The sequence below is a fragment of the Aeromicrobium sp. genome (assembly GCF_025965075.1).
Lineage (GTDB): Bacteria > Actinomycetota > Actinomycetes > Propionibacteriales > Nocardioidaceae > Aeromicrobium.
This window is the reverse complement of record NZ_JAOPXQ010000160.1, coordinates 1-4,777: the sequence shown is the minus strand read 5'-3', so window position 1 is coordinate 4,777 and position 4,777 is coordinate 1. Positions and strand designations below refer to the sequence as shown.

The following is a 4,777-nucleotide window of genomic DNA, read 5'->3' as shown; positions in this document are numbered from 1 at the left end:
AGCGCCGGGCGCGAGGACGGGGTGTGCGCCGGCATCCGGTTCACCTCGCCGCGGTCGCTGATGGCCGAGCTGCTCGGCACCCGGCACGAGGACCCGTGGGACCCGGACCGGCTGGTCTGGCCGCTGCTCGAGGTCATCGACGCCTCGCTGGGCGAGCCGTGGTGCCGGGCGCTGGGGCGGCACCTGGGCGAGGATCACGTCGGCGTCGAGCGGGAGCTGCGGCGCAACCGTCGCTACGGCGTGGCGCGGCGGGTCGCCGGGCTCCTCGGCTCGTACGCCTCGCAGCGCCCGGCGATGCTGGCCCAGTGGGCGGCGGGGGTCGACGGTGAGCTGGACGAGGACGTGCGGTGGCAGGCCGAGCTCTATCGGCGGCTCGTCGCCCGGATCGTGGCGCCCACGCCCGACGTGCGGCTCGCCGACACCGTCGAGCGACTCCGGGACGAGCCCGCGTCGTTCGACCTGCCGGACCGGGTCTCCTTCCTCGGGCACACCCGCCTCGCCACGTCGGACGTCATGCTGCTCGACGCGCTGGGGCAGCACCGGGACGTGCACCTGTGGCTGCCGCACCCGTCTCCGGCGCTGTGGGACGCGCTGGCCCCGCGCGCCGCGGCCGGGCCGGTCCGCCGCAGCGACGATCCCGCCCCCGTCGACGCCCCCAACCCGCTGCTGATCTCGCTGGGCCGCGACTCCCGCGAGCTGCAGCGCACCCTCCACCTCGCCGGCGAGGTCCACGACGAGCACCTCCCGGCCGGCGACCCGCGGCCCGACACCCTGCTCGGCTGGCTCCAGCACGACCTGGTCACCGACGGCGGCGCGGGCGGAAGTGCGGACGGTCGGACGTACGACGAGCGGGACCGCAGCATCCAGGTCCACGCCTGCCACGGCCGGGCCCGCCAGGTCGACGTGCTGCGGGAGGTCCTGGTCGGCCTGCTGGAGGACGATCCCACCCTCGAGCCGCGGGACATCCTCGTGATGTGCCCCGACATCGAGACGTACGCCCCGCTGATCCACGCGGCATTCGGGCTCAGCGGCGTCGTGGCGGACGGGCACCCGGCGCACCAGCTGCGGGTACGTCTGGCGGACCGCGGCTCGGCCAGCACCAACCCGTTGCTGCAGGTTGCGACGACGCTGCTGACCCTCGCCGAGAGCGGCCGGATGACCGCCACCGAGGTGCTGGACCTGGTCGCGATGGCGCCCGTGCGGCAGCGGTTCGGCCTGTCCGACGACGACCTGGAGAAGATCGCCCGCTGGGTGGACCGCTCCGGTGTCCGCTGGGGGCTCGACGCGGTGCACCGCGAGCCGTTCGGGCTGGGCGACCTGGTGCCCAACACGTGGGAGTTCGGCCTCGACCGGGTGCTGATGGGCGCCGCGGTCGCCGAGCAGCGCGGCCGCTGGATCGAGGCGGTCCTGCCGCTCGACGACGTCAGCAGCGGCGACATCGACCTGGCCGGCCGGCTCGCCGAGCTGGTGCACCGGCTGCGGGACACGATCGACGCGATGGTGCTGGAGCACCCGGTGTCGGAGTGGGTCGAGATCCTCCGCGCCGGGGTCCTGGGCCTGGCGTCGGTCCCGTGGCGCGACGACTGGCAGGTCGACCAGCTCGAGCGCGAGCTGGCCCGGCTCGACGACGCCGCGCAGGGCACCGGCACGCCGCTGCGGCTCGCCGAGGTCGCGACGCTGCTGGGTGACCGGCTCGGCTCCCGGCCGACCCGGTCCAGCTTCCGCACCGGCACCCTGACGGTCTGCACCATGGTGCCGATGCGGTCCGTGCCGCACCGGGTGATCTGCATGCTGGGGCTGGACGACGGGGAGTTCCCCAGGGTCGGCGCGGTGCACGGCGACGACGTCCTGGCCCGCGACCCGATGACGGGGGAGCGGGACGTCCGCAGCGAGGACCGGCAGCTGTTCCTCGACGCGATCATGGCCGCCACCGAGACCCTCGTGCTGACCTACACCGGCGCCGACGAACGGACCGGCCAGTCCCGCCCGCCCGCCGTCCCGCTCGGCGAGCTGATCGACCAGGTCGGCCGGACGGCCCGGGGTGCCGACGTCGTCACCCACCACCCGCTGCAACCGTTCGACCGGCGCAACGTCGTGCCGGGCGCGCTGATCCCCGGCCAGCCGTTCACCTTCGACCCCGCGGCCCTCGCCGGCGCGCGGGCGACCGCCGGCCCGGTCGCGGTGGCGGAGCCGCGATTCCTGGACGGACCGCTCGACCCGGTCACCGAGGACGAGGTGTCGCTGCCGGACCTCGTCGCGTTCCTGGCCCACCCGGTCAAGGCGTTCCTGCGCCAGCGGCTCGACGTCTCGGTGCTGAGCGAGGACGATCCCGTCGCCGACGGCGTCCCGATCGAGCTCGGCAACCTCGACAAGTGGGGCGTCGGTGACCGCATCCTGCGCGACGCGCTGGCCGGCGCCGACCCGGGCGAGGCCGTGCAGGCCGAATACCGTCGCGGGCTCGTCCCACCCGGCCAGCTCGGCCGCCGCCTGCTCGACGAGGTCACCGCCGCGGTCACCCCGCTGGTCCTCAACACCGCCGGCCTGCGCCACGGCCGGTCCCGCGCGGTCGACGTCGACATCGTGCTGCCGGACGGCCGCCGCCTGGTCGGCAGCGTCGACGACGTCCACCAGGAGCGGCTGGTCACGGTGACCTACTCCTCGCTGGCCGCCAAGCACCGCCTCCGGTCCTGGCTCGAGCTGCTCGCGCTGACCGCCGCCCACCCCGGCACCGCGTGGGAGGCGCACGCGATCGGCAAGCACAAGTCCGGCGGCACCCACGCCTTCGTCCGCCCGGTCGGCGACGCCGCGCCCGGCCTGCTCGGCGACCTGGTCGCGCTGCGCGACGCCGGGCTGCGCGAGCCGCTCCCGCTGCCGCTCAAGACCTCGCTGGCGTACGCCGAGACCAGCGCCCGGCAGCCCCACGCCAACGCGGTCGAGGCGGCGCGCAAGGCGTGGGACCCGGCCCAGCTGCCGACGTTCACGATCCCCGGTGAGCGCGACGACGCCCACCACGTCGTGGTGTGGGGCCAGGACGCCCCGCTGGAGGACCTGGTCGGTGAGGACGGCCGGTTCGCGGCGCTCGCGCACCGGTTGTGGGACCCGCTGCTCGCCGCCGGCGAGGTGGGACCGCTGTGAGGCCGTTCAGCATCCGCGACCCGCTGCCCACTGGCACGACGCTGCTCGAGGCCAGCGCCGGCACCGGCAAGACCTGGACCGTCGGCGCGCTCGTGACCCGCTACGTCGCCGAGGGGCACGCGACCCTCGACGAGCTGCTCATCATCACGTTCGGGCGGGCCGCCAGCCGCGAGCTGCGCGAACGCGTCCGCGAGCAGCTGGTCCAGGCCGAGCAGGCCCTCGCGGACCCGGCGGCCGCCGCCGCCCACGACAACGAGCTGATCCGGCTGCTCGCCGAGGGCGACCCGGCGACGGTCGAGCGGCGGCGGGTACGCCTGCGGGTCGCGCTGGCCGACTTCGACGGCGCGACGATCGCCACGACCCACCAGTTCTGCCAGATCGTGCTCCGCAGCCTCGGCACCGCGGGGGACGCGGACGCCGGCGCCGAGCTGGTCGAGAGCCTCGACGACGTGCTGGTCGAGGTCGTCGACGACCTCTTCCTCGCCCGCTACCGGCACACCCCCCGGGTCCCGTTCAGCCGGGACCAGGCGCTGGACCTGGCCCGTCGCGCGGTCGGCGACCCGCAGGCCCGGATCATCCCGGACGAGCCGGACCCGGACAGCGTGGCGTGGCACCGGGCGGCGTTCGCCCGGGACGCCCGCGACGAGCTGGACCGGCGCAAGCGGACCCTCGGCCTGCTGAGCTATGACGACCTGCTGAGCCGGCTCGCCACGGCGCTGGAGGGCGACGACGCCCCGGCCCGTGACCAGATGCGCCGCCGCTGGAAGGTCGTGCTGGTCGACGAGTTCCAGGACACCGACCCCGTGCAGTGGGACGTGCTGGACCGGGCCTTCTCCGGCGTCGCGACGATGATCCTGATCGGCGACCCCAAGCAGGCGATCTATGCCTTCCGCGGCGGTGACGTCGTGACCTACCTGGCGGCGGGCGAGACCGCCCCGACCCAAGCCACGCTGTCGACCAACTGGCGCAGCGACACACCGCTGGTCGACGCGCTGCGGGTGACCCTCGGCGGTGCCGCGCTGGGCGACCCGCGGATCGTGGTGCACCCGGTCGAGGCGGCCCAGCAGGCCAGCCGGCTGGTCGGCGCCCCGTCGGGTGCGCCGCTGCGGCTGCGGGTGCTGACCCGGGAGGACTTCGGCGTCACCAAGCTGGTCTCCGCGCCCCGGGCCCGCGACCGCATCGCCGATGACCTCGCGATCGACATCGGCGGGCTGCTGGCCGCCGGGACGAGGTTCGGCGACCGGGCGCTCGAGGCCGGTGACGTCGCGGTGCTGGTGCAGTCCGGCCGGCACGCCGAGCTGGTGCAGCACGCCCTGGCCGAGCACGGCCTCGCGTCGGTGCTGGCCGGTGGCAGCAACGTGTACGCCAGCCCGGCGGGCGACGCCTGGCTGACGCTGCTCGAGGCGATGGAGCGCCCGCAGAGCAGCGCCCGGGTGCGGGCCGCGGCGCTGACCGACTTCTTCGGCTACGGCCCCGCCGACCTGGTCGCCCAGGCCGACACCCTGACCGATCGCGTGGCCACCCGCATCCGCGACCTCGCCGACCTGCTGCGCGATCGCGGCATCGCGGCGGTGTTCGAGGCGACGTCCGGCCACGGCGAGCTGGCCCGGCGGGTGCTGGAGCGTCCCGACGGCCGCCGCCG

General features: G+C 75.5%; 2 protein-coding genes. Both read left to right on the top strand.

Annotation, left to right across the window (positions count from 1 at the left end; translation table 11 throughout):
• Positions 1–3,135 (top strand): exodeoxyribonuclease V subunit gamma (gene recC / locus JWQ91_RS09940; RefSeq protein ID WP_297783069.1); only part of this gene is annotated, 3,135 nt, incomplete at its 5' end.
• Positions 3,132–4,777 (top strand): UvrD-helicase domain-containing protein (locus JWQ91_RS09935; protein WP_297783066.1); only part of this gene is annotated, 1,646 nt, incomplete at its 3' end. The genes recC and JWQ91_RS09935, both read left to right, overlap by 4 nt.